Source organism: Frankia torreyi (assembly GCF_000948395.1).
Lineage (GTDB): Bacteria > Actinomycetota > Actinomycetes > Frankiales > Frankiaceae > Frankia > Frankia torreyi.
Map to the genome: position 1 here is coordinate 119,493 of NZ_JYFN01000016.1, position 6,488 is coordinate 125,980.

Below are 6,488 nucleotides of genomic sequence, written 5' to 3' on the forward strand. Positions count from 1 at the left end.
TGCTGCCTGCGTGCCGGAGGGGCAGACCTGGCTCCCGTCGGCCCGCGGCCACGGCACAACCAGCGGGCCTGGTTCGGCTCATGGGGTGGCCTGCCCGCACTGGGGCTCGGCCGTCAGGTCAGGGAGCGGGCGAGTGCCTCGGAGTCGAGCAGCAGGCGGCGGACGATCGCGTCGAAGCGGTCACCCTTGGCCTTCGGTGACAGGCCCTGGAGCGACTCGGCGACCTTGTACTCGATCATGCAGGCCGCGCGCCACTTGGACAGGACCGAGTAGTAGCCGATCGTCGAGACGTCGCGGCCGGTCTGCTCGCCGTAGTAGGCGATGACGTCGTCGCGGTGCGGGAAACGCCCCGGCGTGAAGTACCGCATGGCGCCGTCGTCCTCCTCGGCGGTGACGAGGTTGTTCGCGAACGCGGCGAGGTCGAGCAGGGGATCGCCGATGGTCGCGGTCTCCCAGTCGATGATCGCGGCGAGTCGGGCCGGCGGCCGGTGGTGGAACAGCGCGTTGTTCGGCGCGTAGTCGGCGTGGATGAGCGCGGGACGCGAGCCCGCCGGGACGTTGTCCCGCAGCCAGTCCGCCACGTACCGTAGCCCGGGCAGGTCGCGCGGCTCGTACTTCGGGTAGCGCCGGCGGTAGCCGTCGACCTGGCCCAGCCACCGGTCCGGCTGGCGCTCGAGGAATCCCTCGGGCCGGCCGAAGCCGCCCAGCCCGACCGCCTCGTAGTCGAGGTTGGCCAGCGCGACCAGCCCGTCGGTCATCGCCCAGCAGATGTAGTGCTGGTCGGGGCCGCCGTCGAAACCCGCCGGCCAGATCGTCTCGTTCTCGGCGGTGATGGTGGCCGCCCAGCCGTCGACCAGCTCCATGACGTAGAAGCTGACCCCGAGCAGGGAGTCATCCGCGCAGAAGCCGAGGAACTCCGGGCTCGGGACGTCGGTCCCGGTCAGCGCGCGCAGGACGGTGGCCTCGCGCTGGATCGTGCGCGCACCCTGCGGGCTGCCCTCGAGCGGCGGGCTGCGGAAGATCGCCTTCCGGCCGCCCCGGTCGAGGCTCAGGATCAGGTTGGTCGACCCGCCCGAGACCAGGGCCGTCTCCAGCGGCCCGTCGCCCAGGCTCGGGACGTGCTCGTCCAGCCAGCCGGACAGCGCCGCCAGATTGATCACCTTGTTCGCATCCGTCACAGATGCAGGTTTCCACACCTTCGACGACGACGTTGACGCGTGCAGGGACCCACCCGGTCGAGGGCCTGCCGGCCGGGTCGGCCCGCCGGGCGCCCGGCGGGACTCCCGCGACTTCAGCGCCCGCCGGTTCGACCTCCCACGATCACGTACAGCACGACCGCGGGCACTCACTCGTCGACGAGGCTCAGCGCCCGCTCCGGGCAGGCGGCGACGGCGTCGCGGGCGCGCTTCTCCTGGCCCGCCGGAACCTCCGGGTCGGTCACGGCGACGTAGCCCAGGTCGTCGAGGGGGAAGAGATCGTCGGCGGTGGCGTTGCAGCGGGCGTGGCCCGAGCAGCGCCCGGTGTCGACCACGATTCTCATCGGTCGTCCTTTCGCCCGGGCCGGGATCCGAATCCCGCCAGGGGCAGGGAGAAGATGCCGTGGACATTGCCCCAGTACGCCCGGGGCGTGGCGCCGTCGCGCAGGGCGTAGTCCGGGATGACGCGGTGCCAGCCGGCGAGCGCGACGGTCATCTCGATCCGGGCGAGGTGTGAGCCCAGGCACCGGTGGGGGCCCGCGCCGAACGCCAGGTGCGGGGCGGGCTGTCGCGAGGTGAGGTCGAGGGCGTCCGCGCCGGCGACGAGCGCCTCGTCCCGGTTCGCGGAGACCAGCGGGAAGAGCACGAGGTCACCGGCCCGTAGCTGCTGGCCGCCGACCTCGATGTCCTGGGTCACCTTCCGGCCGATCTCGGGCACGGCGTAGAACCGCAGCAGCTCCTCGACGACGCCGTCGATCGGCTCGCCGGCGGCGGCCAGCCCGGCGACATAACGCCGGTCGGCCTCATGCGTGGCGAGGTGGTGCATCGCGAAGGACAGGCTCATCGCCACGGTGTCGAGCCCCGCGAGGAAGAGCAGCAGGCAGCAGTTGACCAGCGCGTCGTCGGGAGCCGGCGCGCCGTCGAGCTCCCAGCCGAGCATCGCGCCGAGCAGTCCCTCGCCCCGCTCGCCGCTCTCCCGCCGACGAGCGATCTCGGCCTGGAAGTACCCGACGACCGAGAAGATCCCGCCGATCTGCCGGTCCGGGTCGAAGACGCCTTCGTCGGTCGGGGCGAGCGCCTGCTTCTCCCACTCCAGGAAGGTCGGCAACTCGTCGATCGGCAGCCCCATGAGCTCGAGGAAGACCACCGTCGGCAGCTCCAGCGCGAAATCCTCGACGTAGTCGCATTCGCCCCTGGCGCGGATCGCCGCCACGAGCTCGGCGGTGCGCTCCTCCAGACGCGGCCGCAGCAACCCCATGGTGCGCGGGGAGAAGTACTGTGCCAGCAGCCGCCGCCACTGCGTGTGCTCCGGCGGATCGAGCTGGATGGGAATCATTGCGAACGGCGGGTCCGGGCTGAGCGGGGTGATGACCTCGCTGGAGAAGACCGCCGGATTCTGCAGGCATTCGCGGACGAGATCGTGGTCCAGCACCATCCAGTACGACAGGGCGGGTTCGGTCACCCGCACGACGCGGTGTAAGGCACGCAGCGCGTCGAAACGGTCGCCTGCTTCGCCGACCGCGCCGACTCCCACGAGTCGGTGGTCGGTGACCTCGGTGGTGGGCGTTGTCATCGCAGATTCTCCTCAGCTATCCCGGGCCGTCGGCTGTCCGGGGCCGTCGGCTGTCCCGGGCTGTCGGCTGTCCCGGGCTGTCGGCTGTCCCGGGCTGTCAGCGGACGGTGAAGCCGGCGTCGAGGGCCCACTGGGTCCCGGTGATGAACGTCGCCTCGTCGGAGACCAGGTAGGCGACGGCGCCCGCGATGTCCTCGGGCTGCAGAATGGGGATGGGCAGGGCGTTCTGCATCGCGGAGACGTTGCTGTCCGCCTTCGCCATCGCCGCCTGCATCGCGGCGTTCATCGTCATGCCCGAGACGACACCGGTCGGGTGGATGGTGTTGACCCTGATCATCTCGGCGGCGTACTGGGTGGCCAGCACCTGCATGTAGCCGACGAGGCCCCGCTTGGCCGCCGTGTAGGCCTGGGCACTCGGCTCCTCGCTGGCGGTGCCCTTCAGCCCCGCGCTCGAGGAGGTGATGACGATCGAGCCACCGCGCCCACCCGCCCGCAACCGCGGCAGGGCCACCTGGACGGTGTTGAACGTGCCGGTGAGCAGGATGTCGATGGTGTCCTGCCACTCGCGCTGCGGGTCGACGCTGTCGCCGACCCGCAGGATGCCGGCGTTGGCCAGGATGATGTCGACCCGGCCGAACGCGGCGTATCCCTCGTCGAAGACGGCCCGAAGCGCAGGCTGGTCACGGACGTCGGCCTTGCCGATGACCGCCCGGCGGCCTTCCTTCTCGACCAGGTCGGCGGTCTGCTGAAGCTCGGCCCAGGTGCCGCACGGGTAGTTCATCGACGGGATGTCCGCACAGATGTCGACGCCGATGATGTCGACGCCGTCCCGGGCGAGGCGAACGGCGTGCGCGCGGCCCTGGCCACGGGCGGCGCCGGTGATGAACGCGACGCGCCCTTCGAGCTTTCCGGTCATTGTTCCTGTCCTGTCTCGCGAGCCGATGAGAAGCCGGTGCCGCTGAGCGGCCAGGGCCGCTGAGCGGCCAGGGCCGCTGAGCGGCCAGGGCCGCCGAGAAGCCGGTGCCGGTGAGGTCGGCCGGTGCGGTCAGACGGCGATGCCGACGCTGCGGATGCGGAGGAACTCCTCGATTCCCTCGCGGCCGCCCTCCTTGCCGACCCCGGAGAGCCCGAACCCCCCGAACGGCCGGCCGACCTTGAGGTTCGTCGCGCCGTTGATGAGCGTCTCGCCGGCGTCGAGTTCGGCGGCGACCCGCAGCGCCCGCTGCAGATCCCTGGTCTGGACGTAGGAGGACAGCGCGTACCGGGTGCCGTTGGCCAGGGCGACCGCCTCCTGCTCGGTCCGGAACCGGAAGATCGTCAGCACCGGTCCGAAGACCTCGGTCTGGGCGAGCTCGGAGTCCGGGTCGACGTCGGTGAAGACCGTCGGCTGGAGGTAGAAGCCGGCCCGGTCGATCCGGCTCCCGCCGGTCAGCAGGGTCGCGCCCTGCTCGGAGGCCCGCTCGATCATCCCGAGGATCCGCTCGACGGCCGCCTGGTTGACGACCGGACCGGAGGCCACGGCGGGATCGAACGGGTCACCGACCGGGATGTTCTGCGCGATCAGCTTCGCTCGCGCGACGACCTCGTCGTACACGTCCTCGTGGACGATCATCCGGGTCGCGAAGGCGCAGCCCTGGCCGGAGAGCGCGATCAGGGAGAACGTCGTCCCGAGCTGGCAGGCCACGTCGAGGTCGGCGTCATCGAAGACGATGTTGGCGGACTTGCCGCCGAGTTCGAGGACGGCGGGCTTCATGCTGGGCGCGCACGCCTCGAGGATCCTGGTCGCCGTGGCCGGGCCACCGGTGAAGGTGACCTTCCGGACCAGCGGGTGGGAGACGAGCTGGGCGCCCGCCTCGGCGGTGCCGGGCAGGACGTTGACGACCCCGGGCGGGAACCCGGCCTGCTCGACGAGGTCCATGAACAGTTCCCCGCTGAACGGGGTGAGCTCGGAGGGCTTGACCACCACGGTGTTCCCGGCCGCGACCGCGGCCGGGATCTTCATGGCCAGCGAGATGAGCGGGCCGTTCCAGGTGATGATGATCCCGATGACGCCGTACGGCTGGGCGAGGGTGTAACCGAGCTCGGAGTCCTGGACGGGGTTGCCGGTCAGGTCGCCGTGGATCTTGTCGGCCCAGCCGGCGTAGTAACGGGTCCACTCCGCCGAGAGCACCGGGAAGGCCGCTCCGACGGACAGCGGCGTGCCGTTGTCGAGCGCCCCGAGCCGGGCGAACTCGTCCGCGTGGGCCTCGATCAGGTCCGCGAGCCGGTGGAGCAGGGCGCGGCGCTGGGCGGGCGGGGTCCGCTTCCAGGTCTGGAACGCCTCGTGCGCCGCGGTGACGGCGAGGTCGATCTCGTCTTTGTCCGCCAACGGAATCTGCGCGTCGACCTCGCCGGTGGCCGGGTTGACGTGACCGTAGGTGCCGCCCGATCCGGACGCACGCTTCTCACCGTTGATGCGGAGATGGACCCTCGGTGGGGTGCGGTCGATGTCTGGCATGGGGCTCCTCGGGACGTTCTCGCGCGCACGACGGAGTGGATGGGCGGATCGGAGGCGGGCGGATCAGAGGCGGGCGGATGGGAGGCGGGCCGCTCGGAGGTGCGCCGCTCGGGGCTGAACAGTGAGGTGACTGAGTGACCTTAGTGAACTGTGGTGGTCGTCACGTGTCAAGGAATCGGACAAAGTCGTCCGTAAATCCTTGCGCGGAGTTCGGCTCCGCAGGCCCCGCTGCTCGCCGCTACGGTGAGGATCAGCTCGCGGACGCGGCGGAGAGGAGATCCATGGGTGACGGCGCGACGGCCGCGCGACGATCCCCCGGCCGGCCTCGCAAGGCCGACGCCGAGCGGCGCATCCTCGACGCCGCCATCGACGAGTACCTCGAACGCGGCGCGACCGGCTTCACCATCGACGCCGTCGCCCGGCGCGCCGGGGTCGGCAAGTCCACGGTCTACCTGCGCTGGCCCGACCGCGACACGCTCCTCGTCGACAGCGTCCTGGCGCGGTCCCGCGCGATCGAGGACGTCGACACCGGATCACTGCGCGACGACCTGATCGCCCTGAGTACGAACATGCTGCGATTCCTGCTCGACCCCGTGGGGTTCGCGACGCTGCGCCTCGCGGTCGAGGCCGTGGCCAGCCGCGCCGCCCCCCAGGTCACCATCGATGTGGCCGAACGCCATCGCCGAGCCGCAGGCGTGGTGCTCACCCGGGCCGCCGAGCGCGGCGAACCCATCAACCCGATCACCCGGGCCCGTGTCATCGAGTGCCTCTACGGCGCGATCACCCTGAAGGCGCTGGCTCATGGTCTCGAGACGGACACCACCAGCGACGCGGAGACCGTCGCGGCCTGCACCGAGCTCGTCGACCTCCTCCTCCCGCTGCTGCTGGAGCACGGCCGGCCCCCGCCGGACTCGGTCCGGTGAAGGCCCGTCGTACACAAGATAATCAACGTTGTTGACGAAACGGGAGCAACATAAATGATCTTGGATGGCTGGTGGAAGCCGGCAGCGGATCAGACGCACCGGACTGATGCCGCCTGGGGAGCCGCCCGGGGATTCCACCGACGAAGACCGGCCAGCTCGACCGCGACCGGGCCGTCTCGACGCTGATCGCTACCAGGCTTCGGCGAGAGGGCTTCCGCCTTTAGTCGGGAGGTGAATCGCCGTGTATTCGGGTAGAATTACAGCCATGCCCCGGTCGGTTCACGTCGCCCGTCTGTACC

General features: G+C 70.7%; 6 protein-coding genes. 1 reads left to right on the forward strand and 5 read right to left on the reverse strand.

The window, feature by feature from the left end:
• Nucleotides 1–113: 113 nt before the first annotated feature.
• The 5 genes from FF36_RS12620 to FF36_RS12640 all read right to left on the reverse strand — a co-directional run bounded on the left by FF36_RS12620 (nt 114) and on the right by FF36_RS12640 (nt 5,266).
• Nucleotides 114–1,160, reverse strand: coding sequence for a phosphotransferase family protein (locus FF36_RS12620; protein ID WP_242418310.1), 1,047 nt, complete (start codon nt 1,158–1,160; stop codon nt 114–116).
• A 185-nt stretch (nt 1,161–1,345) separates the two neighbouring features.
• Nucleotides 1,346–1,540: a ferredoxin gene (locus FF36_RS12625; protein ID WP_044885217.1), complete on the reverse strand. Its 195-nt coding sequence runs from the start codon at nt 1,538–1,540 to the stop codon at nt 1,346–1,348.
• Nucleotides 1,537–2,769, reverse strand: a complete 1,233-nt coding sequence (locus FF36_RS12630; protein WP_044885218.1) for a cytochrome P450 — start codon at nt 2,767–2,769, stop codon at nt 1,537–1,539. The genes FF36_RS12625 and FF36_RS12630 overlap by 4 nt, the downstream gene beginning before the upstream one ends.
• A 97-nt stretch (nt 2,770–2,866) precedes the next feature.
• Complete coding sequence (locus FF36_RS12635; protein ID WP_044885219.1) at nt 2,867–3,685, reverse strand: mycofactocin-coupled SDR family oxidoreductase; 819 nt, start codon at nt 3,683–3,685, stop codon at nt 2,867–2,869.
• A 129-nt stretch (nt 3,686–3,814) separates the two neighbouring features.
• The gene (locus FF36_RS12640; protein WP_044885220.1) at nt 3,815–5,266 is read right to left on the reverse strand and encodes an aldehyde dehydrogenase family protein; all 1,452 of its coding nucleotides are present in this window, start codon (nt 5,264–5,266) and stop codon (nt 3,815–3,817) included.
• A gap of 281 nt (nt 5,267–5,547) precedes the next feature.
• Between FF36_RS12640 and FF36_RS12645 the strand changes: the two genes are divergently transcribed.
• Nucleotides 5,548–6,189, forward strand: coding sequence for a TetR/AcrR family transcriptional regulator (locus tag FF36_RS12645; RefSeq protein ID WP_044885221.1), 642 nt, complete (start codon nt 5,548–5,550; stop codon nt 6,187–6,189).
• Nucleotides 6,190–6,488: the final 299 nt, after the last annotated feature.